General features: G+C 65.9%; 25 protein-coding genes and 1 pseudogene. 16 read left to right on the top strand and 10 right to left on the bottom strand.

Features of this window, described 5'->3' with window-relative positions:
- The 7 genes and pseudogenes from ACOJTD_RS19970 to ACOJTD_RS19940 form a co-directional block, all read left to right on the top strand.
- Positions 1-92 (top strand): annotated as a pseudogene (locus ACOJTD_RS19970) (phosphoribosylaminoimidazolesuccinocarboxamide synthase); the annotation flags it as partial.
- Between the two features lie 159 nt (positions 93-251).
- The gene (purS, locus tag ACOJTD_RS19965; protein WP_054162419.1) at positions 252-497 is read left to right on the top strand and encodes a phosphoribosylformylglycinamidine synthase subunit PurS; all 246 of its coding nucleotides are present in this window, start codon (positions 252-254) and stop codon (positions 495-497) included.
- 23 nt (positions 498-520) lie between these two features.
- Positions 521-760, top strand: coding sequence for a hypothetical protein (locus tag ACOJTD_RS19960; RefSeq protein ID WP_420134604.1), 240 nt, complete (start codon positions 521-523; stop codon positions 758-760).
- Between the two features lie 56 nt (positions 761-816).
- The gene (purQ, locus tag ACOJTD_RS19955) at positions 817-1515 is read left to right on the top strand and encodes a phosphoribosylformylglycinamidine synthase subunit PurQ (RefSeq protein WP_420134603.1); all 699 of its coding nucleotides are present in this window, start codon (positions 817-819) and stop codon (positions 1513-1515) included.
- 482 nt (positions 1516-1997) lie between these two features.
- A complete protein-coding gene (locus tag ACOJTD_RS19950) occupies positions 1998-2183 on the top strand; it encodes a DUF2256 domain-containing protein (protein ID WP_420134602.1) in 186 nt (61 codons plus the stop codon).
- Positions 2180-3700 carry a cryptochrome/photolyase family protein gene (locus tag ACOJTD_RS19945; protein WP_420134601.1) on the top strand — a complete coding sequence of 507 codons (1521 nt, stop codon included), beginning with the start codon at positions 2180-2182 and terminating at the stop codon, positions 3698-3700. Before ACOJTD_RS19950 ends, ACOJTD_RS19945 begins: the two co-directional genes overlap by 4 nt.
- 97 nt (positions 3701-3797) lie before the next feature.
- A complete protein-coding gene (locus ACOJTD_RS19940) occupies positions 3798-4535 on the top strand; it encodes a tetratricopeptide repeat protein (protein ID WP_420134600.1) in 738 nt (245 codons plus the stop codon).
- A gap of 76 nt (positions 4536-4611) precedes the next feature.
- On the opposite strand, the gene ACOJTD_RS19935 is transcribed toward ACOJTD_RS19940, so the two are convergent.
- Positions 4612-5133, bottom strand: coding sequence for a PaaI family thioesterase (locus ACOJTD_RS19935; protein ID WP_420134599.1), 522 nt, complete (start codon positions 5131-5133; stop codon positions 4612-4614).
- A gap of 132 nt (positions 5134-5265) precedes the next feature.
- Here ACOJTD_RS19935 and ACOJTD_RS19930 point away from each other — a divergent pair, with 132 nt between their 5' ends.
- Both ACOJTD_RS19930 and purL read left to right on the top strand, forming a co-directional pair.
- A complete protein-coding gene (locus ACOJTD_RS19930) occupies positions 5266-6630 on the top strand; it encodes a TrpB-like pyridoxal phosphate-dependent enzyme (RefSeq protein WP_420134598.1) in 1365 nt (454 codons plus the stop codon).
- A gap of 313 nt (positions 6631-6943) precedes the next feature.
- Positions 6944-9154, top strand: a complete 2211-nt coding sequence (gene purL, locus ACOJTD_RS19925) for a phosphoribosylformylglycinamidine synthase subunit PurL (protein ID WP_420134597.1) — start codon at positions 6944-6946, stop codon at positions 9152-9154.
- Positions 9155-9610: 456 nt separating this feature from the next.
- On the opposite strand, the gene ACOJTD_RS19920 is transcribed toward purL, so the two are convergent.
- Both ACOJTD_RS19920 and ACOJTD_RS19915 read right to left on the bottom strand, forming a co-directional pair.
- Positions 9611-10798 carry an acyltransferase family protein gene (locus ACOJTD_RS19920; protein ID WP_420134596.1) on the bottom strand — a complete coding sequence of 396 codons (1188 nt, stop codon included), beginning with the start codon at positions 10796-10798 and terminating at the stop codon, positions 9611-9613.
- An 84-nt stretch (positions 10799-10882) separates the two neighbouring features.
- The gene (locus ACOJTD_RS19915; RefSeq protein ID WP_420134595.1) at positions 10883-11245 is read right to left on the bottom strand and encodes a DUF427 domain-containing protein; all 363 of its coding nucleotides are present in this window, start codon (positions 11243-11245) and stop codon (positions 10883-10885) included.
- Positions 11246-11423: 178 nt separating this feature from the next.
- Between ACOJTD_RS19915 and ACOJTD_RS19910 the strand changes: the two genes are divergently transcribed.
- The 3 genes from ACOJTD_RS19910 (at position 11424) to ACOJTD_RS19900 (ending at position 13671) form a co-directional block, all read left to right on the top strand.
- The gene (locus tag ACOJTD_RS19910) at positions 11424-11660 is read left to right on the top strand and encodes a BolA family protein (protein WP_238734141.1); all 237 of its coding nucleotides are present in this window, start codon (positions 11424-11426) and stop codon (positions 11658-11660) included.
- A gap of 22 nt (positions 11661-11682) precedes the next feature.
- Positions 11683-12870: a low temperature requirement protein A gene (locus ACOJTD_RS19905; protein WP_420134594.1), complete on the top strand. Its 1188-nt coding sequence runs from the start codon at positions 11683-11685 to the stop codon at positions 12868-12870.
- A gap of 66 nt (positions 12871-12936) precedes the next feature.
- Entirely contained in the window at positions 12937-13671 is a 735-nt protein-coding gene (locus ACOJTD_RS19900; RefSeq protein WP_420134593.1) for a hypothetical protein, read from the top strand.
- Positions 13672-13943: 272 nt separating this feature from the next.
- Here ACOJTD_RS19900 and egtD read toward each other — a convergent pair whose 3' ends face one another.
- Together egtD and egtB are read right to left on the bottom strand one after the other, a co-directional pair.
- Positions 13944-14912 (bottom strand): L-histidine N(alpha)-methyltransferase, encoded by a 969-nt coding sequence (gene egtD / locus ACOJTD_RS19895; RefSeq protein WP_420134592.1) that lies wholly within the window; start codon positions 14910-14912, stop codon positions 13944-13946.
- A 44-nt stretch (positions 14913-14956) separates the two neighbouring features.
- Entirely contained in the window at positions 14957-16210 is a 1254-nt protein-coding gene (egtB, locus tag ACOJTD_RS19890; RefSeq protein ID WP_420134591.1) for an ergothioneine biosynthesis protein EgtB, read from the bottom strand.
- A gap of 289 nt (positions 16211-16499) precedes the next feature.
- Here egtB and grxD point away from each other — a divergent pair, with 289 nt between their 5' ends.
- The 4 genes from grxD to ACOJTD_RS19870 all read left to right on the top strand — a co-directional run bounded on the left by grxD (position 16500) and on the right by ACOJTD_RS19870 (position 19250).
- Positions 16500-16826: a Grx4 family monothiol glutaredoxin gene (grxD, locus tag ACOJTD_RS19885; protein WP_420134590.1), complete on the top strand. Its 327-nt coding sequence runs from the start codon at positions 16500-16502 to the stop codon at positions 16824-16826.
- Positions 16823-17365: an O-acetyl-ADP-ribose deacetylase gene (locus tag ACOJTD_RS19880; RefSeq protein ID WP_420134606.1), complete on the top strand. Its 543-nt coding sequence runs from the start codon at positions 16823-16825 to the stop codon at positions 17363-17365. Before grxD ends, ACOJTD_RS19880 begins: the two co-directional genes overlap by 4 nt.
- 47 nt (positions 17366-17412) lie before the next feature.
- Positions 17413-18693 carry a serine hydrolase domain-containing protein gene (locus ACOJTD_RS19875; protein WP_420134589.1) on the top strand — a complete coding sequence of 427 codons (1281 nt, stop codon included), beginning with the start codon at positions 17413-17415 and terminating at the stop codon, positions 18691-18693.
- 263 nt (positions 18694-18956) lie between these two features.
- A complete protein-coding gene (locus tag ACOJTD_RS19870; RefSeq protein WP_420134588.1) occupies positions 18957-19250 on the top strand; it encodes a hypothetical protein in 294 nt (97 codons plus the stop codon).
- 87 nt (positions 19251-19337) lie between these two features.
- On the opposite strand, the gene ACOJTD_RS19865 is transcribed toward ACOJTD_RS19870, so the two are convergent.
- From ACOJTD_RS19865 to ACOJTD_RS19845, 5 genes are all read right to left on the bottom strand, one after another.
- A complete protein-coding gene (locus ACOJTD_RS19865; RefSeq protein ID WP_420134605.1) occupies positions 19338-20405 on the bottom strand; it encodes a threonine aldolase family protein in 1068 nt (355 codons plus the stop codon).
- A 319-nt stretch (positions 20406-20724) separates the two neighbouring features.
- Positions 20725-21342: a 30S ribosomal protein S4 gene (rpsD, locus tag ACOJTD_RS19860; protein WP_420134587.1), complete on the bottom strand. Its 618-nt coding sequence runs from the start codon at positions 21340-21342 to the stop codon at positions 20725-20727.
- A 245-nt stretch (positions 21343-21587) separates the two neighbouring features.
- Complete coding sequence (locus ACOJTD_RS19855) at positions 21588-22370, bottom strand: acyltransferase (protein ID WP_420134586.1); 783 nt, start codon at positions 22368-22370, stop codon at positions 21588-21590.
- A gap of 6 nt (positions 22371-22376) precedes the next feature.
- The gene (locus tag ACOJTD_RS19850; protein ID WP_420134585.1) at positions 22377-22763 is read right to left on the bottom strand and encodes a cupin domain-containing protein; all 387 of its coding nucleotides are present in this window, start codon (positions 22761-22763) and stop codon (positions 22377-22379) included.
- A 53-nt stretch (positions 22764-22816) separates the two neighbouring features.
- A partial coding sequence (locus ACOJTD_RS19845; RefSeq protein ID WP_420134584.1) for a glutamate racemase occupies positions 22817-23525 on the bottom strand: 709 nt, incomplete at its 5' end.

The following is a 23525-nucleotide window of genomic DNA, read 5'->3' as shown; positions in this document are numbered from 1 at the left end:
TGGAGGCCTACACCGAAGTCGCCAAGCGCCTCGGCATCCTGATGGAAAACGAGCGCCCGGTCGGCTCCGGCCCGGTACTGGTGAAGGGCTGAGGCGCGTTTACGCGCGCCGTCATTCCGGAGCGCCGCGCAGCGGCGAGCCCGGAATCCAGAAGTTGTTACGACGATCGAGATTCCGGGTTCGCGCGCAAAGGGCGCGCGGCCCGGAATGACGGATAGGGCAGAGGCCGTATCCGACACGACGAGGGGACCATGAAGGCACGTGTGACGGTGACGTTGAAGAATGGGATCCTCGATCCCCAGGGCAAGGCGATCGAAGGCGCGCTGAAGTCGCTCGGCGTGGCCGGCATCGCCAGCGTGCGTCAGGGCAAGGTGTTCGATATCGAACTCGCCGCCGATGCCGACAAGGCCAAGGCCGAAGCCGCCCTGAAAGACGCCGCCGATAAGCTGCTGGCGAACACCGTCATCGAGAATTATCGCGTCGAGGTTCTGGGCTAAGTTCAAGTTCCGAGGATCAGGTCATGGCTGAAGTGAGCAATGAGTTGATTTTTGAAGTGCTGAAGCAGGTTCAGCAGCGATTGGACAAGGTCGACCATAAGGTCGACGAACTGAAGTCCGAAATGAACGCCATGCGTGGCTATTTGATTTCCATGCAACAGGACGTCCAGAACGTGTACGCAATCCTCGGTCGCTTCGATGGCCGGTTCGAACATATTGAGCGCCGTCTCGACCTGAATGACGCGCCGACGATGTCGACCTAACTAATCGCAGTGGACGAGATCGTCCCAGACCCGCTCTACGCGAAATCGGAACTTGCATGAAATCCGCCGTCCTCGTCTTCCCCGGTATCAATCGCGAACGCGACATGGCGCGGGCGCTGAAGCTCGTTTCCGGCACCGATGCCGCCATGGTGTGGCACGCCGACACCGAGCTGCCGAAAGGCACTGACCTCGTTGTGGTGCCGGGCGGCTTCTCCTATGGCGATTATCTGCGCTGCGGCGCGATCGCGGCGCGAGCGCCGGTGATGGACGCGGTGCGCAAGTTCGCCGGCGATGGCGGGCTGGTGCTCGGCGTCTGCAACGGCTTCCAGATCCTGTGCGAGTCCGGCCTGCTGCCGGGCGTGCTGATGCGCAATGCGCGGCTGAAGTTCATCTGCCGCGACGTGCATCTGCGCGTCGAGCGCGCCGACAGCCCGTTCACCCGGGGCTACAAGGCGGGGCAGGTGATCAAGGTCCCGGTGGCACACGGCGAAGGCAACTACGAAGCCGACGAAGAGACCGTGAAGCGGCTCGAAGGCGATGGCCGGGTACTTTATCGCTACTGCTCGCCGGAAGGCGAGATCGGCGAGAGCCACAACATCAACGGCGCCGCCGCGTCGATCGCCGGCATCGTCAACGAACGCGGCAACGTCCTCGGCATGATGCCGCATCCCGAGAATCACGTCGAACCGATCATGGGTTCGACCGATGGGCGCGGGTTGTTCGAAGGCCTCGCCGCGCATCTGAAGGCGGCGTAGTCCGCAGTCGGCGGGCGCGCCCGCGTCGCATTGCTCGTGGCGCGCCTGAGTCACATCCCTGGTCATTGCCGGGCTCGACCCGGCAATCCATCATCTTCGCAATAATCGATGCTCCGGAGTGTGCTGCGAGTGTGATCGATGCGCTCGCTGCGCCGAAGGGGCCTCAGCGCCGCCGTCGGGTTTAGCCCGCGCTCCCCACCCTCTCGTTCGTCATTCCGGGGCGCTCGCGTAGCGAGCGAACCCGGAATCCATAACCCCTGCGCCGTCGGTTGAAAGCTGGCGTCTCCCCGCCTGTGACTACCCGCGAGTCCAGGGCTATGGATTCCGGGCTCGCGCTGCGCGCGCCCCGGAATGACGGGGCGAGGGCGTTCGGCACGCGACGGCCGCGTAGGACCCGGGTTTTCAGCAGCCGCACCTTGCGCGGGTGCAACCCTTTTGCCTTCGCCGCGTACTTCCTCCGACGCCAACACCCCGTCGGACCCATGCCCCGAATGCGCACCAAATCCGATCTGCCTCAAAAGACCTGCGCAGCCTGCGGGCGGCCGTTTGCGTGGCGCAAGAAGTGGGCGCGGGACTGGGATGAGGTCAAGACCTGCTCGGAGCGCTGCAAGGGCGAGCTGCGCCGCGCCAATCGCAGCGCCCGACCTGCGGGCGTCGCCCGCGCATGACGACGCTGCGCCTGGTGCTCGGCGATCAACTGACCCGCGACGTCGCGGCGTTGCGCGACACCGCCGATGGCGATGTCGTGCTGATGGCCGAAGTGGCCGACGAGACCAGCTACGTCAAGCACCACAAGCAGAAGATCGCCTTCGTACTGTCGGCGATGCGCCACTTCGCCGAGGAGCTGCGCGCCGACGGCCTCACCGTCGACTACATCAAGCTGAACGCGCGCGGCAACACCGGCTCGATCGCCGGCGAACTGCAGCGCGCGATCAAGCGACACAAGGCGTCGGCCGTGGTGATCACCTCGCCGGGCGAGTGGCGCCTGCTGTCCGAGTTTCGCGCGCTCCATCTCGGCGTGCCTGTCGAGATCCGCGAGGACGATCGCTTCTTCGCCAGCACGGCGCGGTTCGCGGCGTGGGCGAAGGACCGCAAGGCGCTGCGCATGGAGTTCTTCTATCGCGAGATGCGGCGCGAGACTGACCTGCTGATGAAAGGCGACGAGCCCGCCGGCGGGCAGTGGAACTACGACAGCGACAACCGCAAGCGGCTGCCGGCCTCCGTCGCCGTGCCGCAGCGCTTCGGCGTCAAGCCGGACGCGATCACCCGAGAGGTGATCGAACTGGTTGCGGCACGCTTCGGCGATCATTTCGGCGACCTCGAGCCGTTCGAATGGGCGGTGACGCGCGCTGACGCGCTGCGGGCGTTCGAGGATTTTCTGCAGTACGCGCTGCCGAATTTCGGCGCCTATCAGGACGCGATGGCGGCCGGCGAGCCGTTCCTCTTTCACGCGGCGATCTCGCCCTATCTCAACGCGGGGCTGCTGACGCCGCGCGAAGTCTGCGTTGCGGCCGAGCGCGAATACATCGAGAGGCGCGCACCGCTCAACGCGGTCGAGGGCTTCATCCGCCAGATCCTCGGCTGGCGCGAATATGTTCGCGGCGTGTACTGGTTGAAGATGCCGGACTACGCGCAGACCAACGCGCTGCAAGCCAAACGCGACCTGCCGTGGCTGTACTGGAGCGGCGAAACCGACATGCACTGCATGGCGGAGGCGATCGGCCACACCAGACGGCACGCTTACTCTCACCACATCCAGCGGCTGATGGTGACCGGCAATTTCGCGCTGCTCGCCGGCATCGATCCCAAGCAGGTCGCCGAGTGGTATCTCGTCGTCTATGCCGACGCCTACGAGTGGGTCGAACTGCCGAACGTGCAGGGCATGTCGCAATTTGCCGACGGCGGTTTGCTGGCGTCGAAGCCCTATGCATCGTCGGGCGCTTATATCGACCGGATGTCGAACCTGTGCGGAAGTTGCCGCTACGAAGTAAAGGTCAAATCCGGACCGAAAGCATGCCCGTTCAACTTCCTCTATTGGGCCTTCCTGATCCGCAATGCGCGGCATCTGCAAGGGAACCCGCGCATGGCGATGCCCTACCGTACGCTCGCCGGCTGGGACGACGCCCGCAAGGCCGCCATCACGGCAGAAGCCGACGCGTTTCTCGACGGCTTGCCGACGCGGTGACGCGCTCGCGCCCCCGGTTCATGGGCGCATCATGATTCTATCCTAACCCCTTGATCACGACCGGATCGATCGGCTGTTCCGGCCGTTTGGAGGTGCAATGCCGTTTGCTGTTCTAGTTGTGCTGCTCGACGTCATGCTCGTCTATCACGCCTCGAGGACCGGCCGTCTGCAGCCGTGGGCGTTCATCATTCTGATGATCCCGGTTGCCGGCGCGGTGGCCTATGTGCTGGTCGAACTGCTGCCTGAGATTCTCCGCGGCCCGCAGGCGCAGCGTGCCGGTCGCCGCGTCATCAATCGGCTCGATCCCGAGAAAGAATACCGGAATCTGTCGGATCGGCTCGCCGCCACCGACACCATCGCCAACCGCGCGGCGCTGGCGAATGAATGCCTAGCGCTCGGCCGTTTCGAGGAGGCCGAACGGCACTACGCGCAACTGATGACGATGCCGCATGGTGACGACCCCGCTTATGCGATCGGCAAGGCCAAGGCGGAGTTCGGCTTGAAACGGCCGGCGGACGCGGTGGCGACGCTGGACGCGATGCGCGAGGCCGCGCCGGACTACGAGTCGCCCGAAGGACATCTGTTGTATGCGCGCGCGCTGGCCGATGCCGGCCGAACGGACGAGGCTTTGGAGGAATTCGCCGCCGTCTCGCAGTATTTTCCGGGTGCCGAAGCACGCGTTCGCTACGGCCTGCTGCTCGACGACCTCGGCCGGCATCAGGAGGCCAAGGAGCTCTTCATGGAGTTGCTGATCCAGATGAAGCGCGCGCCCAAATTCGCCCGCAAGGCGCAGGCGGAATGGATCACCATCGCTGAAAAGCGGATCGCCAAGTAGTTAGACTGCGCGCCCCGCGTCGCTCGCGACAAACGCGATGCGACGGGTGGCGATCGATCGGCGACTGGATCGCCACTCAGTGACTATCCGCCACCTCGGTCGGCGGCACCTTGCGCTTCACGCGCTTGATCGTGCCTGAGAAGGTGAACAGTGGGCGGTCGCCGCTCTTCAGCATGCCGCGGACGAAGATCAGCGACTTGCCGGCGCGGGTGACTTCTCCCGTCGCTTCGATCAGTTCGCCTTCGAATGCCGCATCGAGGAATTCGGCGCCGAACGCCACCGTGACGCCCGGTCCTTCCAGCTCGCGCGTCGCGATCGCGAATAGGCAGTAGTCGGCGAAGGTCATGAAGCAGCCACCGTGCACGGCCTTCATGCCGTTGAGGTGCTTCTTCTCCACCCGGAAGGCGCAGCGGACGCGGCCGTCGTCGTCGATACGGTGCCAGAACGGCCCGTTGTGGGACTCGAAGGTGTCGCGCGTCCAGGTCCGCCAGCCGGCGAATTCGCCCTCGGTGGCGATCGTCAGGTCGGGGCGGTGGGAGCGGTTGGTCTCGCCGGTCTGCTGCAAGGGCCTTATCCTTTGGTCTATTCTTGGCTCCATAAATCCGATGCCGCGCTGCAATGCAAATGCCGCGCGCAGCCGGGCGCGGCGAATTGACCCTGCGCAAACGGCTCGTCTCCTGCCCCAGTATAGGTTGCCGGCCGCCGCGCGGCCGCCTCAGGGAGAAAGAGAATGAGCGACCAGATCAAGTACGTGCTGGACGAGGAGAACATCCCGAAGTCCTGGTACAACCTCAACGCCGACTTCCCGACGCCGATGCCGCCGGTGCTGCACCCGGGCACGCATCAGCCGGTCGGCCCGAGCGATCTGGAGCCGCTGTTTCCGATGGAGCTGATCCTTCAGGAAGTCGCGACCGAGCGCTACATCGACATTCCCGAGCCGGTGCGAGATGTCTTCCGCATGTGGCGCCCGGCGCCGCTGATCCGCGCGCGCCGCCTCGAGCAGGCGCTCGGCACGCCGGCCAAGATCTACTTCAAGTACGAAGGCGTTTCGCCCGCCGGCTCGCACAAGCCGAACACCGCGGTGCCGCAGGCCTGGTACAACAAGCAGGCCGGCATCAAGAAGCTGTCGACCGAAACCGGCGCCGGTCAGTGGGGCTCGTCGCTGGCGTTCGCTGGCTCGCTGTTCGGGCTCGACGTGCTGGTCTTCCAGGTCCGCGTCTCGTTCGATCAGAAGCCGTATCGCCGCGCGCTGATGGAGACCTACGGAGCACGCTGCATCGCGTCGCCCTCGACCGAGACGGACTCCGGCCGCGCCATTCTGGAGAAGAATCCGAACAGCCCCGGCTCGCTCGGCATCGCGATCTCCGAGGCGGTCGAAGTCGCCGCCAAGAATCCGGATATCAAATACGCGCTCGGCTCAGTGCTCAATCACGTGATGTTGCACCAGACCATCATCGGCCAGGAAGCCATCAAGCAGTGCGAGATGGCGGGCGACGATCCTGACGTCATCATCGGCTGCGCCGGCGGCGGCTCGAACTTCGCGGGGCTTGCGTTCCCGTTCCTCGGCCTGCAGCTCCGCGGCGGCCGCAAGCGGCGCATCATCGCGGTCGAGCCGGCGGCGTGCCCGACGCTGACGCGCGGCACCTACGCGTATGATTTCGGCGACACCGCGCATCTCACGCCGCTGGTGAAGATGCACACGCTGGGCTCGACCTTCATGCCGCCGGGCTTCCACGCCGGCGGCCTGCGCTATCACGGCATGAGCGGGATGGTGTCGCATGCCTACGAGCTCGGCCTGATCGAAGCCCGCGCCTATCAGCAGGTCGGCTGCTTCGAGGCCGGCGTGCAGTTCGCTCGCACCGAAGGCATCGTGCCGGCGCCGGAATCGACCCACGCGGTGCGCTGCGCGATCGACGAGGCGCTGCGCTGCAAGGCCGAGGGCAAGTCGGAAACGATCCTGTTCAACCTCTCCGGCCACGGCCATTTCGACATGCAGGCCTACATCAACTACTTCGAAGGCAAGCTTGTCGACCAGGACTACGACGAGGCGGATCTCGCCACGGCGTTGGCGGGCCTGCCGGCGGTGGCGGCCTGAAGCCGCGTGCCCCGGACGCTGCGCAGCGCGCCGCTTTGCGGCGTGGTGCGCTGCAGATCCGGGGCCCCGGTTTTCGGCCTGTGAACCGGGATCCCGGGTCTGCGAAGCAGCGCTGCGCGCTGCATCGCGCCCGGGACACGGCTCGGACTCATGTAAAAGGCCGTAACGCATTGAGAATGCAGAGGGACGCGCCTTGCCGGTGGCGTCCCGCGTCATCCCCAGCCGTGCAAAAAAGCCTTTCCCCGCCGGGCTGATGTTCCTACATAACAGCGGTCCGCGCCGGCCCCTCCGGCGTGCCGAGGAATGCTGCCCTATGTCCGCTCCCGAGCCGAAGATCACCCCGGAATTGATCGCCAGCCATGGCCTCAAGCCGGACGAATATCAGCGCATTCTCGATCTGATCGGGCGTGAGCCGACCTTCACCGAACTCGGCATCTTCTCGGCGATGTGGAACGAGCACTGCTCGTACAAATCCTCGCGCATCCATCTCAAGGGGCTGCCCACCAAGGCGCCGTGGGTGTTGCAGGGGCCGGGGGAGAACGCCGGCGTCATCGACATCGGCGACAATCAGGCCGTGGTCTTCAAGATGGAGAGCCACAACCACCCGAGCTACATCGAGCCGTATCAGGGCGCCACAACCGGCGTCGGCGGCATCCTGCGCGACGTTTTCACCATGGGGGCGCGGCCGATCGCCTGCCTCAATGCGCTGTCGTTCGGCGATCCGAAGCATCCCAAGACGCGCCATCTCGTCGGCGGCGTCGTCGCCGGCGTCGGTGGCTACGGCAATTCGTTCGGCGTGCCGACGGTCGGCGGCCAGACCCGGTTCCACACCCGCTACGACGGCAACATCCTGGTCAACGCCATGGCGGTCGGTCTCGCCGATGCCGACAAGATCTTCCTCGCTGCCGCCTCGGGCGTCGGCATGCCGATCGTCTATCTCGGCTCCAAGACCGGCCGCGACGGCATGGGCGGCGCCACCATGGCGTCGGCCGAGTTCGACGAGGGCTCCGAGGAGAAGCGCCCGACCGTGCAGGTCGGCGACCCCTTCGCCGAGAAGCTGCTGCTCGAGGCCTGCCTCGAGATCATGGCCAAGGACTGCGTCATCGCCATCCAGGACATGGGCGCGGCCGGCCTGACCTGCTCGGCAGTCGAGATGGGCGCCAAGGGCGACCTCGGCGTCGAACTCGATCTCGACGCGGTGCCGACCCGCGAGACCGGCATGACCGCCTACGAGATGATGCTCTCCGAAAGCCAGGAGCGCATGCTCATGGTGCTGAAGCCGGAGAAGGAAAAGGAAGCCGAGGACATCTTCCGCAAATGGGGTCTCGACTTCGCCATCGTCGGCTACACCACGCCGACCAAGCGCTTCGTGGTCAAGCATGGCGGGCAGGTGAAGGCCGATCTGCCGATCAAGGAACTCGGCGACGAGGCGCCGCTCTACGATCGTCCGTGGGTCGAAAGCCCGAAGCTGCCGGTGATCCACGCCCGGGACATCAACGCGCCGATGGGCGCCGCCGAGGCGCTGGAGAAGCTGCTGGCGACGCCGGATCTGTGCAGCAAGCGCTGGGTGTGGGAGCAATACGACCACGTCATCGGCGGCAACACGCTGCAGCGCCCCGGCGGCGACGCAGCGGTGGTGCGGATCGAGGACGGCCCCAAGGGCCTCGCGCTCACCGTCGACGTCACGCCGCGCTATTGCGAAGCCGATCCGTTCGAGGGCGGCAAGCAGGCGGTGGCCGAGGCCTATCGCAACATCACCGCGGTCGGCGGCAAGCCGCTGGCGATCACCGACAACCTGAACTTCGGAAATCCCGAGCGGCCCGAGATCATGGGCCAGCTGGTCGGCTGTCTGCGTGGCATCTCCGAAGCCTGCATCGCGCTGGACTCGCCGATCGTCTCCGGCAACGTCTCGCTCTACAACGAGACCAGTGGCCGCGGCATCCTGCCGACCCCGTCGATCGGCGGCGTCGGCGTGCTCGATGACTTCACCAAATCGGCGACGCTGGCGTTCAAGGCCGAAGGCGAAGCGATCCTGCTGATCGGCGAAACCAAGGGCTGGCTCGGCCAGTCGGTGTACTTGCGCGACATCTGCGGCCGCGAAGAAGGCGCGCCGCCGCCGGTCGATCTCGCCTGCGAGAAGCGCCACGGCGACGTCGTCCGCGGCATGATCAAGGCCGGCACTGCGACGGCAGTGCATGACGTTTCGGACGGCGGCCTGCTGGTCGCGCTCGCCGAAATGGCGATCAGCGGCAATATCGGCGCCGCGCTCGACGCGCCGCCGGCCGAGATCGTGTCGCACGCCTGGTGGTTCGGCGAAGACCAGGGCCGCTACGTCGTCACCGTGAAGCAGGAAGACCTGCTCACCACGCTGTCGAAGCTGAAGAACGTCGGCGTCCCCTGCGTCCAGATCGGCACCACCGCCGGCCACACGCTGAAGATCGAAGGCGAGCGCACGGTGGATATCAAGGCCCTGCGCCACGCGCACGAGCATTGGCTGCCGGACTACATGGCGGGGAAGGCGTAAACATCGCGTCCGCTCGGCGGTCAGTACGACACACTGGGCGTCATCCTGAGGTGCGCGCGCTCTTTGCGCGCGCCTCGAAGGATGGGCCGCAAGATCAGCCGCTCCCACGCGTGTCCGCATCCTTCGAGGCTCGCTCCGCTCGCGCCTCAGGATGACGGCTCAGTGCATGAGGCGGGCTCGCCTCGCCCGACTTTCCGGGCGCTCGCGCGCAGCAAACGCGGAGTGACAGCCAGGCATCAAACCTCACGTTCGTCATTCCGGGATGCGCGCTCTTGCGCGCAGGCCCGGAATCCATAGCCCCTGGAGTCGCGGGGAAGCACGGCAGGGCGTCGCTGAGCCCAAGTAACTAACCGCGGTGGTTATGGATTCCGGGCTCGCGCCAAGAGGCGCGCCCCGGAATGACGAACGAGAGGGTGTGCTTGCGGGGCGACTGGCCCGCCCCAGATCCGCTGCGCCCTACAACACCCGATACGACCCGGGTATCTTCCGTAGCACCGCCGTCGTCGCCCAGCTCAGCATCAGCCCCAGCACGAACACCGTGCTGGCCTTGGCGATCGCCGGCCATTGCAGGTCGTACAGCGCGTATTGCAGCCACAGCATGTAGGCGTAGTGCACCAGGAAGATGCCGTAGGCGTCGTGCTGCAGCGGGTCGAGGATGCTCCAGCCGGCGCGCTGGAAGCGCAGGAAATACGCCAGGATGGCGAAGATCACGGTGACGCTGAACGCCGCGAAGGCGAGGCCGTAGCCGGCTTCGTACCACAGCGGCAGATCGGGCGGATTGTCGAGGATGCCGCGCTTGATGCCGATGAAGCCCCACATCGCCGCATAGGGCAGCACCGCCAGCAAGGCCCAGACGTACCATTGCTTCGCCAGCCGGCCGCCGGCGCTGATCACGCCGCGCTCGGGATGGCAGGCACCGATGCCCGCACCCATGAAGAAGTAAGCCGCGTACAGCAGGATGCGGCTTTCCTGCACCGAGAACGGGCCGAATTCGAGCCACTGGTTCGGCCCGAAATACATCCGCGCCGGCACGTACAGCGCGGCGGTGATCGCGAAGGTCGCGACGATGTAGAGGAACGGCCGCTGATAGCCGACATAGGCGAGCCGGTTCAGCGGATCGAGCGTGTGCCGCGAGATCCGGTACATCGTGCCGCCGATGAAGGTGTAGATGAACAGCACCCACAGAAACCACAGCGGCCCGCTCGGCCATGGGCCGACCGTGATCATGTTGCGGTAGAAATCGACGAAGCTCAGCGACGGATCGGCGCGCAGCGCGATCGCGTAGTACGCGATCGGAATCACCGTGAAGGCCGCGATCAGGAACGGGATGCCGAGGCGGATCAGCCGGTCGCGCGTCAGCGTGCCGATCTTCGGTCTGTGGTCGAGGCTCGGCCACAAAAACAGCCCCGACAGCATGAAGAACATCGCCATGAAGAAACTGTCGGTGGCGAGCACGACGAAGTCGAAGCCGAGCCACGACGCCGGATCGGTATGGCCGAAATGCGTGTAGGGGATCACCGAATGGTGAATCAGCACCAGAATGGTCAGGAAGGTGCGGGCGCGGTCGAGCGACAGGTCACGGACACGAACGGCGGCGGATACGGCCGGCGCGACATCGTCCCGAGTCGGATAGGTTGTGGTCACGGTCGGTCTCCCGTCCATCCGCGGCCCGAGAATGTCCGCGAAATGCCGGTCGGGCAAGATTGAAACGTCGTCGAGCTTTCGGCTTTACGCCTGCAATTCTTCGATTTTGACCTTGTCCGGATAGAACGCGAGCAGGCCCGCGATCTCGGTCATGGCCGGAAACGGCTCTTCGTAGCTCCAGATCGCGTTGGCGAGCGTCGTGCCGCCGGCCGCGATGCTGTAATAGCTGGCGTCGCCCTTGTAGGGGCAGTGGGTGGTGCGCTCGGTCTTGGCGAGCAGCGCCATGTTGGTGTCGGCGCGCGGCACGTAGTGCACCGGCGGATAGCTCGCTTCCTTCAGGGTCAGCGCATGATCGGTTTCGGCGATCACCAGCCCGTCGACGGTGACGCGGATCCGCTTCGGATTCGGCGTGATCGTGATCGGGTGGTCGGGGCCGGGGATCTTCATGGGTTTCCTCGCGATGGGCAGATCTTGCTGGGCAGGGACGCCGTGCGTCACGAGCCTCAACTAGATGTGCGACCTCGGCGGGCTTTGAAAGGGCCGCGCTGCAATATAGTATCGCACAGGTAAGGGATGGCCGACCGCCGGACCAGCCCGAATCGATCAATTTTTCGGAGGACTGCGAATGCCGATGGATGCCCGCGACATCGAGGCCATGATCAAGGCCGCGATTCCCGACGCGGAAGTGACGATTCGCGACCTCGCCGGCGATGGCGACCACTACGCCGCCACGGTGATCTCCGAATCGTTCCGCGGCAAGTCGCGGGTGCAGCAGCATCAGATCGTCTATGCGTCGCTGCGCGGCCAGATGGGCGGCGTGCTGCACGCGCTCGCGCTGCAGACGGGCGTGCCCGAAGCCTGATGATTCGATCGGGCGCCGCGTCGTGAAGGCCGCCGAGGGCGCCCGCAACCTGCTCCGTGTGCGCAAGCCGCACGAGCACAGCCGCGTCACCTATGTCGAATTGTTCTTCGACCTGGTGTTTGTGTTCGCGGTCACACAAGTCTCGCATTTCCTGCTGGCGCATTTCACTCCGCTCGGCGCACTGCAGACGCTGATCCTGATGCTGGCGATCTGGTGGGTGTGGGTCTACACCTCCTGGATCACCAACTGGCTCGATCCCGAACTCACCCGCGTCCGGCTGATGCTGTTCGCGCTGATGTGCGCCGGGCTGCTGCTCTCGACCTCGATCCCGCGCGCCTTCGAGAGCCGTGGCCTGGCGTTCGCGCTGGCTTTCGTCGCCATGCAGGTCGGCCGCAGCGCCTTCGCCACCTTCACGACACCGACATCCGACCCGCTGCGGCTCAACTTCTTCCGCATCCTGAGCTGGCTGGTGATCAGCGGCGTGTTCTGGATCGCCGGCGGCGTGCTCGACGGCACGGCGCAGATCGCGCTGTGGCTGGCGGCGCTGGCGATCGAGTACACCGGTCCGGTCGCCGGCTTCTACGTGCCGTGGATCGGCGCCTCGACCACGCAGGACTGGAGCGTCGAGGGCGGCCACATGGCCGAGCGCTGTGCGCTGTTCATCATCATCGCGCTCGGCGAGTCGATCGTGGTCACAGGCGCGACCTTCGCTGGCATCGAATGGACCGGCATCAGCTTCGCGGCCTTCGTGTCGGCGCTGTTCGGCGCGGTGGCGATGTGGTGGATCTACTTTCACATCGGCGTACATCTCGGCGCCGAACGGATCTCGCAATCCAGCGATCCCGGCCGGCTGGCGCGGCTCGCCTACACCTATCTGCATCTGCCGATCGTCGCCGGCATCGTCGTCACCGCGGTCAGCGACGAGCAGGTGCTGGCGCATCCCTCCGGCCATGCCGGAGTGGAAGTCATCCTGACGACGCTGATCGGGCCGCTGCTGTTTCTGGTCGGCGTGCTGTTGTTCAAGCGCGCGGTGCGCGGCCATCTCCAGCCATCGCATATGGCGGGCATCGCCGTGCTGATTGCGCTGACTCCGTTGGCCCCGTTCCTGTCGCCGCTGTTGCTATCGGCCGCCACGACGTTGACGTTGATCGGCGTCGGGCTGTGGGAAGCGGTCTCGCTCGGCGCCGCGGCGCGCTCGCCGGTCGAGTAGGGCGGTGCATCCTTAACCGAAGCTTTACGGCGGCCCGGCACGGTCGTTACGGACAGGAGAGCGCGCGTGTCGAACTGGCGGGAGGAAAAAGCCGAAGCGAATGCGCAGGCGCTCGCGCGCCTCGGCAAGCGGCTGCCCGCAGCATTTCCGCAAGCCGTGCTGGTGCGGGCGCGAAGCTGTTCCTGGGCCCCTGCGACGCTGCGGGTCGCGATCGATGGCTATTGGCGCACTCATCCGCTACGGGCCGACCGGCTCGCGCGGGCGCTCGCCGCGCGGAGCGGCGCACCCCAAGGATGGCGCTGGCAGGTTGGTGGCGGCCCGGACGCGGGCTTGCCCGCCAGCTTCCGCGCGCCGCCGGCGCCGTATCGCGAAAAGGCGCACGCCAAGGGCCCGGGCTTCTGCTGTGTTTGCGGCCAGCCGGTGTATCGGTTCGGCTGGCACGCCGATTTGTGGGACGCCGGCCCCAACAAGAATGCGACGTGGCACAGCGCCTGCGTCACTGCATGGCAGTTCTGGAATGCGCCGAGCGCCCAGGCCAAGCTGCTGCGCAAGCTGCAGGGACGACGCTGCAGCGAGACCAACCGGCGACTGCTCAAGACGTCCGAGGTCGATCATCAGGTGCCGCTGTTTCAAGTCTGGAAAGAGCACCGCGACGCGCCGTGGCCCGAACTGCTCGGCTATTGGGGCTTGCCCAACCTGCAAGTGATCAACCGCGAAGTCCACGTTGCTAAATGCGCCGATGAAGCGCGCGGCCGCAGTGCGGCGCGTGTCGTGGCGTCGACAGAGACTGCGTCCGTATAACGAGCTTACTGCCCGGGGCTCCCTCACCCCAACCCTCTCCCGCAAGCGGGAGAGGGAGCCGGCTGCCGATGTGGCGAGGCTGCGGACGCGCGCTGGCGGTGTCGATGAGTATCGATGGTTAAGTAATAGCGATGGTCAAGGCTGGATCACCACAGCCGCCGCCGCGCCTGCAGCGCGCTCCCTCTCCCGCTGGCGGGAGAGGGGTGGGGTGAGGGCGACGCGAGCACGGAGTTTGCTGTGAAGCGAACCAGCCTTCCGGATTTTGCTGTTACTCAGTTCGCCTGCAGCGCATGCACGGAGAACAGCCGGTCTTCATCCATCCAGCTCTGCTGCAGCGACCAACCGGCCTGTTCGGCCAGCGCTCGGAAGCGATCGAGGCTGTATTTGTAGCTGTTTTCGGTGTGGATGGTCTCGCCCGCCTTGAACGCGACGCGTTCGCCGAGGATGCGGACGGTCTGGTCGCAGCGGCTGACCAGGTGCATCTCGATGCGGTGCTGAGCCCGGTTGTAGATCGCCCGATGCGCAAAGGCGCGCAAGTCGAAGTCGCCGCCGAGCTCGCGGTTGATGCGCGCCAGCAGATTGAGATTGAACTGCGCGGTGACGCCGGCGGCGTCGTCATAGGCCGGCACCAGCAGGCTTTCGTCTTTCTCGAGATCGACGCCGACGATCAGCCGCGCGCCGTGACCGAGGATCTCGCGGAAGGTGCCGAGCAGATGCGCGGCTTCGTGCGGCTCGAAATTGCCGATGGTCGAGCCGGGGAAGAAGCCGACTTTCGGCAACGCGCGCACCGCCTCCGGCAGCACGAAGGGGGCGGTGAAATCCGCCGCGACCGGATACACCGACAGTTCTGGAAAGTCCGCGCACAGCTCTTCGGCCTGCGCCGCAATGAAGTCGCCCGAAATATCCACCGGCACGTAGGCGGCGATGTCACGCGCCTCGAGCAGCAAACGGATCTTGGTCGTGGCGCCGGCGCCGAATTCGACCAGCGCCGCATTCGGCGGGATTAGCGCGGCAATCTCGCCTGCGCGGGCGCGCAGGATGCCGAGCTCGGTGCGGGTTGGGTAATATTCCGGCAGCTTCGTGATCTCGACGAACAGTTCGGAGCCGAGATCGTCGTAGAAGTATTTCGGCGGCAGCGTTTTGCGTGGCTGCGACAGGCCTTCCAGCACGTCGGTGGCGAAGTTCTGGGTCTGCGGATCGAGCTGATGCACGCGATTGCGCACGTCGACGTGCATGTTCATGGGCGGTCTCCCGGATGCGCGGTTGGCGCGTTGTTATCAGGACGTCAGACGTCGTAGTCGGCAAGCCGCAATCCGGTGAACTGCCAGCGGTGGTGCGGATAGAAGAAATTGCGATAGGTCAGGCGGCTGTGGCCCTCTGGCGTGACGCAGGACGAGCCGCGCAGCACCAGCTGATTGACCATGAACTTGCCGTTGTATTCGCCGAGCGCGCCTTCGATCGCCTTGTAGCCGGGGTAGGGCGCGTAGGCGCTGCGGGTCCATTGCCATACAATGCCGAACGCATCGGCAAGTTGCCCGGCGCGCGCGGCGACTTCCCATTCCATTTCGGTCGGCAGATGCTTGCCGCTCCAGCGCGCGAAAGCGTCGGCTTCGTAGTAACTGACGTGGCAGACCGGCGCGTCGGGATCAATGCTCCGCAGGCCGCCGAGCGTCATGATCTTCCACTCTCCGTCCACCTGCCGCCAATGGCCCGGTGCTTCCCAGCCCTCGCGCTCGGCGCAGGCGAAGCCGTCCATCAGCCACAGCGTCGCCGTGCGGTAGCCGCTATCGGCCATAAAGGCGAGCCACTCGGCATTGGTGACGAGGTGGCGCGACAGCGTGACCGGACCGACCAGCGCGCGGTGCGCCGGCTTCTCGTTGTCGAAATGGAAGCTGTCGGCGGCGTGGCCGATGGGGTGAATGCCCTCAGGCAGATCGACCAGCGCGTCGCCGCTGCGGTCGGCGGCGGGCAGGCGCCACGCCGGATCATAGGCGGGTGGTATGGGGTTCTGGGCGAAGGCGTGCAGGATGTCGGTGAGCAATAGCTCCTGGTGCTGCTGCTCGTGGTTGAGGCCGACCTCGACCAGCGGCTCCAGCTGCCGCAACTTTGCCTCATCGGATTCGGCGAACAACGCCAGCATCGCGTCATCGACATAGCGGCGATAGGCGGCGACATCCTCGACGCCCGGCCGCGTCAGCAGCCCGCGCGCCGCACGGGTGTGCCTCGGTCCGGCCGAAACGTAGTAAGAATTGAAAAGAAACGCATAATCCGGATGGAAGACCCGGTAGCCCGGCTGGTGCGGTCCGAGCAGAAACTGCTCGAAGAACCAGGTCGTGTGCGCCCGGTGCCATTTCGCCGGGCTGGCGTCCGGCATCGACTGCACCACCTGATCCTCGGCGCTGAGCGGCGCCGCCCGCCGTTCGGTCTCGTCACGCACCTCCCGATAGGCGTCCGCCAGCCGGTCGGCCAGGGCGCGGGTCGTCGTGGTGGAATCGGGGGAAACGGCTACAGAAACAGCGGCGGAGGAAAAGTTCGACACGAGCGACTCCGATTTGGGAGAAAACGCTGCTTCCGAGAAGCGGTTCCGAGACTCGCCAAATAGGTGTTTCGAGGCGGAATGGAAGGCGGGAGCACCCCGCTTGTCTGTCCCTCCGCAACACTGCGGAGACGTGGGCCGATCCGGACGCTGCCGGAATGTTGAGGCAAATCAGACCGTCAGCACGCCTGACTGGCATTTTACTTGGGCTGCGAATGATTTTCGCGCTACATATATGACAGACCGACCCGGCCGCTGGTGGTCAGCCGGCCGCGCCGCAAAAGGATCCGCCATGAGCATCGAGCAATTCATCGACAACGAAGTGAAGGCCAACGACGTCGTGCTGTTCATGAAGGGCACGCCGCAGTTTCCGCAGTGCGGCTTCTCGGGTCAGGTGGTGCAGATCCTCGACCACATCGGCGTCCCCTATAAGGGCCACAACGTTCTCGAATCCGCCGAGTTGCGCGACGGCATCAAGCAGTTCTCGAACTGGCCGACGATTCCGCAGCTCTATGTGAAGGGCGAGTTCATCGGCGGCTGCGACATCGTACGCGAGATGTTCCAGGCCGGCGAGCTGCAGAAGCTGTTCGCCGACAAGGGCATCAAGGTCGCGGCCTGAGCGTTTTCGTACGCACCAGCGGCGCGGCGACCCTTGCGGTCGTCGTCGCCGATATCACGACGCTCTCGGTCGACGCGATCGTCAACGCCGCCAACTGCTCGTTGCTGGGCGGCGGCGGGGTAGACGGCGCCATTCATCACGCCGCGGGCCCACAGCTTCTGGCCGAGTGCCGCACCCTCGACGGCTGCGCCACCGGCGATGCCAAGATCACCAAAGGTTATCGGTTGCCGGCGCGGCATGTGATACATGCCGTGGGGCCGTTGTGGCATGGCGGCGGTTCCGGCGAGGACGCTGCACTGGCTTCCTGTTACCGCCGCGCGCTCGAACTGTGTCAGGAACACAGCCTCGGGTCCGTCGCGTTCCCGGCGATCTCGACCGGCGTCTATGGTTTCCCGCCGGATCGTGCCGCGCCGATTGCCGTCCGTACTTGCATCAAACAACTGCCGACCATGCCCATGGTTACCCAAGTGGTGTTCTGCTGCTTTTTGGAACCGAGTGCGGCGTTGCACCGGGCTGCGCTGTCGGCGGCTCTTGATTAGTTGACCGCGCCCGCTACCATCCTCCCGTGATAACGAGGGAGGACTTGATGATCTTGCGCCGCGTCGCGCGTCTGCTGACAACCGGAGCGCTCGCCGCGCTGATTGCCTCGCCGGCCTTTGCGGAGGGTAGTTTCGATCCGCCGCCGACTGCGCAGTTCTCTCAGGAAAAGCTCGGGCGTATCGACGCGTTCTTCAACAGGATCATCGAAGAGGGCAAGATCCCCGGCGCGGTGGTGTATATCGAGCGCGGCGGCAAGCCGGTGTATAGAAAGTATTTCGGCGTTCGCGACGTCGCCACCAAGGCGCCGATGACTGACGATACCATCTTCCGCCTCGCCTCGCTGACCAAGCCGTTCACCGCCGTCGCGGTGATGACGCTGGTGCAGGACGGCAAGATCAAGCTCGATGACCCGGTGTCGAAATACATTCCCGCCTTCGCTGATGTGAAGGTCGGCGTCGAGAAGACCAAGGAGGGCGGGGAAAAGTATCTCGATTTCGAGCCGGTGAAGCGGCCGATCAAGATCAGCGACCTGCTGCTGCACACCTCCGGTATCACCTATGGGTTCTACGGCGACAGCCTGGTGCGCAAGGCGATCGCCGCGGCCAAGATCTACGACGGCGATCCCAGCAATGCCGAATTCGCCGAGCGCATCGCCAAGGTGCCGCTGCAGGAGCAGCCCGGCACGCTGTGGGACTACGGCAACTCCTACGAAGTGCTCGGGCGTGTCATCGAGGTAGCCTCGGGGAAATCGTTCTACGAGTACGAGAAGGAGAAGCTGTTCGATCCGCTCGGCATGAAGGATACCCGCTACTATCTGCCCGAGGATCAGCAGAAAGCGCGGATGGCGCAGCCGATGCCGAACGATGCCGACTTCCGGGTCGGGCGGCCGAGCCGGCCTGATATCGTCAAGAAATGGGAATCCGGCGGCGGCGGCCTGACCTCGACGCCGCACGACGTCATTCGCTTCGTCCGCATGCTGCTCCACAAGGGCGAGCTCGACGGCAAGCGCTATCTCAGCGAAGTGACCTTCAAGGACATGACCACCGATCACATCGGCCCGTCCTCCGGAGTCGCGCGCGATTACTTCTACTTCCCCGGCGACGGTTTCGGCTACGGCTACGGCCTGGCGGTCCGCACCGATCCCGGCAACGCCAAGCCGCCGCCACCCGGTTCGCTCGGCGAACTGAAGTGGGACGGCGCCAGCGGCTGCTACTTCGTGGTCGATCCCAAGCTCGACATGTTCTTCGTCCTGATGGAACAGACTCCGTCCCAGCGCCAGCCGGTGCAGCGGGAACTGAAGAAGCTGGTCTACGAAGCGCTGGAGTGAAGACGGCCCGACCACGGGCGACGCCCTGGCTGGCGATCTACCTCTCCGCGAGACATGCCGGGTTCGCTCACTGCGTGAGCGCCCCGGAAATGACGCGGGGAAAGCTCAGTGCGTATCGCCGCAGGCTCGGCAGGCGGCGCGAAAATCTCGAAAAATATTCAGCCCGCCATCGCGACGCTGGAACTTGCCTCGCGGAATTGTGTTGCGGATTGACGCTGCGGTGTTTTGCCTCCACCGTCCCGGCGCAACCGAAAAGGAATCACATGACCTCCAAGCCTGGCCGTCAGGGCCTCGTCTCGCGCGTTCTCGCCGCGGTGGTGCTCACCAGCATCTACGCATTCAGCCTGGTCGGCGCCACCGCGCTGATCACCAGCGTTTCGACGACCTCTGCCTCCGCGCAGCGCGGCGACTGGGGCCGCGGACGTGGCCGGGGCTATCGCGGCGGTCGCGGCTACGGCCGAGGTTACGGCCGCGGACGAGGCTATGGCGGCCCGGTGCGTGGCCGCGGGCGTGGCGCCTGCGTCGTCAACGCCGCCGGCGTGCGGATCTGCCTGTAAGGGATTCGGGCCTCGGGCCTGATCATTCTGCGATGGCCGGGCTCGTCCCGGCCATTTGCATCTCGCATTTAAGGCGCTGCAAGCGAGCTACGCCTTGCGCAGAATCTCCCGTACCAGTCCGATTGTCTCGTCGATCATCGCGCGGGTGACATCGAGATGCGTGCAGGCGCGGATGCGGCCGTCCATCATGGCGTGCTGGACACCATGGGCGCGCAGCCGGCTCACCATCTCGGCGCCCGACACGCCGGCGCCGTCGGGCCGGAAGAACACCAGATTGGTCTGCGGCTCCTGCACTTCGACCCCGGCAAGCTGCGCCAATCCGGCCGCGAGCGCCCGTGCATTGGCGTGATCCTCGGCCAGCCGCTCGACGTGGTGATCGAGCGCGTATGAGCAGGCCGCGGCGATCACGCCGGACTGCCGCATCGATCCTCCGAGCCGCTGCTTCCAGCGCCACACCTCGTCGATGAACGCGCGCGAGCCGGCCAGCGAGGCGCCGACCGGCGCGCCCAATCCCTTGCTGAAATCGATCCACGCCGAATCCCAGCCGGCCACCATGTCGCGCGTCGCGATGCCGGTGGCCACCACGGCATTCAGCAGCCGTGCGCCGTCCATATGCGTGGCCAAGCCCGCCGCCTTGCCGGCGGCCGCGATGGCGTCGAGCGTCGGCTGCGGCCAGATCGTGCCGCCGCCGATATTGGCGGTCTGCTCGACGCTCACCATGGTCTGCGGCGGCTCGTAGCGCGAGCGCGGATGCAGTGCCGCGCGGAACGCCCCCAGCGAGAACTGACCGCTGTCGCCGTCCAGCGGCGTGATCTGGAAGCCGCCCAGCGCTGCGTGCGTGCCACCCTCGCGCGACAGGATGTGCGCGGTGCGATGCGCGATGATCTCGTCGCCGGGCCGGCAAGTCGCCAGCGTCGCCGTGACGTTGCACATCGTGCCCGACGGCAGGAAGACCGCGGCCTCCTTGCCGAGTAGCGCCGCGACGCGTTCGTTCAGCGCGTTGGTGGTCGGATCGTCGCCGGTCTGCTCGTCGCCGACCTCCGCCCGCGCCATCGCCTCCCGCATCGCCGGCGTCGGCCGTGTCTGCGTGTCGGACAACAGATTGATCCGCACCGGCGGCGCGGACGGATCGGGCAGGGGTGGGGTGTAGGACATGGTTGAAGCTAACACGGTTGCAGCATCCCCGGAACGGGCCGCGCAGGCACCTAATGCGATATCACTTGCCCCGGACGCTGCGCAGCGCGCCGCTGTTGCGGCGTGGTGCGCTGCAGATCCGGGGCCCCGGTTGCTTGCACAAGAAGTAACCGGGGTCCCGGATCTGCGAAGCGGCACTGCGTGCCGCATCGCGTCCGGGACACGGGGACTGCAACGAACGAAGCGCGGGAGCGCACAAACAAAAAAGGCCCCGGCGAACCGGGGCCTCGATGCATCGGACTGAGCAGCAATCAGTACGAAGAAAGCAGTTCCGTCGCGCTTAGCGCGAGTAGAATTCGACGATCAGATGCGGCTCCATCTGCACCGCGAACGGCACGTCCGAAAGAGCCGGGATGCGCGCGAACTTCGCGGTCATCTTGTTGTGGTCGACTTCGATGTAGTCCGGCACGTCGCGCTCGGCGAGCTGGCTGGCTTCCAGCACGATCGCGAGCTGCTTCGACGATTCCTTGACCTCGATCACGTCGCCGACGCGCACCTTGTAGCTGGCGATGTTGACGCGCTTGCCGTTGACCTTGATGTGGCCGTGATTGATGAACTGGCGGGCCGCGAAGATCGTCGAGACGAACTTGGCGCGGTACACGACGGCGTCCAGGCGGCGCTCGAGCAGGCCGATCAGGTTCTCGCCCGAATCGCCCTTGAGGCGGGTCGCCTCGACGTAGATGGCGTGGAACTGGCGCTCGGAGATGTTGGCGTAGTAGCCCTTCAGCTTCTGCTTGGCGCGCAGCTGCACGCCGAAGTCGGAGAGCTTGCCCTTGCGGCGCTGGCCGTGCTGGCCGGGGCCGTATTCGCGGCGGTTGACCGGGCTCTTCGGGCGGCCCCAGATGTTCTGGCCCATCCGGCGGTCGATTTTATACTTGGCTTCACTGCGCTTTGTCATCGCGTCCTCGGTTGTTCACAGCCATCGCGACCGCGATGGCGTTTTTCAGTCGTGCATGAGGAAACGCGCCCTCCTGTGCGGCCGGAGAACCAGCCGCCGACAGATCCGGCCCCAAAGCTGGGAGGGGTGGACCACGGGTCGCGAAACGCAACGCGGGCCGAAAGGCCCGCGTTGTGGGCGGGGTTCTAGGGAGAATCCGCCCGGATGTCAATTCGGCGACAGGCCGGGGACACCGCTCGTCAGCCTCAGGCGCCGATTGCCCGGACCGGCGCCAGATCGGCCGCCGGGCTGTACATCGCCTGCAGTTCGCCAGCGATGGTGGTGTTCAGCATGTGCTCGAGCCGGGTCATCGCCCGGGCGATCGGGGCGGCGTCGATCAGCCGGTGGTCGAAGCGGATCACCATGTCGAACCGGCCATCCTCGTGCAGCCGGCCGTAGCTCAGCATGTAGGGGCCCGGGCTGATCGGGTAGAGGTCGCCGGCGCCGAGCGCCGATACCGAGGACAGCCCGACGCTGCCGAAGAAATTTGCCTTCTGCCGGGCCATCGCCATGCCGTACCACCACACCAGCCGTCGCAGCGGCCAGGGCAGAGCGCTGATCCTCAGCAGCTTGCGGAACATCGGCACCTTGGAAATCGGCGCGGTCTGCGCCTCGCGGATCAGCGCATCGACGCAGCGCAGCGACAGCTCGTCGGCGCCGACCACCTTCTGCATCAGCACGCAGTCCTCGCCGCCGACCGTGCGGGCGATCGCGATCATCGCGACGCTGCGCGGCAGCTCGTAGAGGTGCGGAAACGGGAAGTCGACCACCAGCGTGCGCAGCATCGGTTGCTCGCGCGCCACCAGCGCCCAGGCCTTGGCGATGATCGCCGCGAAGCCCGGCGGCGACGCCAGCCGGCCGCGCGCCAGAGCCAGCGGCGTCAGGTTGAGCGAGCGCTGATAGGTGATCAGCGGCACGCCCTGCGACGCCCGCATCAGATCGGCGATCAGCCGTCGCCGCAGCGACAGAATTCGGATCCTTCCCCGCACGTCGACCTACGGCGCCGGAGTGGCCAGGGGCTTGGTCTTGTCGACCACCCAGACCGCCATCACCTTGGCGCTACCGCCATGCGCCGCCGCGTCGTGCACGACGCCCGCCGGGATCGAATAGGAGTCGCCGGCCTTGAAATGCTTGTCGGGCTGGCCGTCGATCGTCATCACGGCTTCGCCTTCCAGCAGATAGCCGGTCTCGATGCCGGGATGAGTGTGCCGGCCGATCCGGCCCCCCGCGGGGAGTTCCGCAAGACCGCTGACCGTCACATAGCCGTCGGGGAACTCGACCTTCTGCAGCGGCGTGCGCTTGATTCCGCTCGGCTGTTGCTGCGCGATGGCGGCACCGGCGGTCATGACGACAGCCAGCGCGAACAGAATCCTCTTGGTCATGGCAGTCCTCCCTGCCTATGAAATTAGCAGCGCGGGCAACTCTCGGGAAGTACTCAAGCGGGGACGTGACCGCCGAAATAGGGCGTTAGCGCACCGGCGAGCGGGTGCGGCTGTCCTGAAGTGAACACGATAGCGGCGCCCTGTTCATGTTGATGACTGCTGCTGCTTGCGCCAAGCAGGCTGACGACGCGCCGCGCGATCGCGGGCGCCGGGTCGATCCAGTCGACAGGCCAAGGCGCCAGCCGAACCAGCCGATCCAGCAACAGCGGATAGTGCGTGCAGGCCAGCACGATCGTATCGGTCCGGCTGTCGGGCCTATCGCCGGCCACGAAGCACGGCGCGATCTCGGCCCGGATCGCGTCGTCTGTCACGGGAGTACCGCCGAGCGCCGCTTCGGCCAGCGCCGCCAGGTGCACCGAGCCGACCAGCTTGACGTCGCAGCCCTGCGCGAAATCGCGGATCAGGGCGCGGGTATATTCACGCTTCACGGTGCCGCTGGTGCCGAGCACGGAGACCCGCTTGGTCTTCGATGCCGCACAGGCCGGCTTGATGGCCGGCACGGTGCCGACGAACGGCACCCGGTAGGCGGCACGCAGATGCGCCAGCACCAGCGTCGAGGCAGTATTGCAGGCGATCACCACGAGGTCGGGGGCGTGCGCGGCGATCAACTCGCCGATCAGCGGCACCACCCGGCCGATGATCGCTTCCTCGCTGTGCTGGCCGTAGGGAAAGAACGCGTCGTCAGCCGCATAAACATAGCGT

Origin of the sequence: Rhodopseudomonas sp. (assembly GCF_048594845.1) — a bacterium.
In the GTDB taxonomy this organism is placed as follows: domain Bacteria; phylum Pseudomonadota; class Alphaproteobacteria; order Rhizobiales; family Xanthobacteraceae; genus Rhodopseudomonas.
The sequence above is the reverse complement of the archived record's forward strand: the minus strand, read 5'-3'. Positions and strand labels throughout refer to the sequence as shown.